We start from the raw sequence: 303 nt of genomic DNA, 5'->3' as shown, positions 1-303 counted from the left end.
GAGGACGACGTCGTCAAGGACGACGCCATGGAAGGCCTGACCGCCGTGGTCACCGTGCGCCTGGCCGAGCCGCAGTTCGAAGGCCAGACCAAGGAGGTACTGGGCACCTCCGCCGCCTCCCGCATCGTCGCCCAGGTCCTGGCCAAGGAACTCAAAACATTCCTGACCTCCACCAAACGCGACGCCAAACAGCAGGCCCGCGCCGTCCTCGACAAGATCGTGGCCGCCGCCCGCACCCGCATCGCCGCACGCCAGCACAAGGAGGCCCAGCGCCGCAAGACCGCCCTGGAATCCTCCTCCCTG

1 pseudogene is annotated in these 303 nt (G+C 68.3%); it reads left to right on the top strand.

Annotated features, from left to right (window positions below):
* Positions 1-303 (top strand): annotated as a pseudogene (locus tag IH45_RS01000000144865) (DNA topoisomerase IV subunit B); the annotation flags it as partial.

Origin of the sequence: Streptomyces rimosus subsp. rimosus, from assembly GCF_000720725.1 — a bacterium.
In the GTDB taxonomy this organism is placed as follows: domain Bacteria; phylum Actinomycetota; class Actinomycetes; order Streptomycetales; family Streptomycetaceae; genus Streptomyces; species Streptomyces rimosus_A.
Note: the sequence above shows the minus strand (reverse complement) of the source record. Positions and strands in the feature narration are given on the sequence as shown.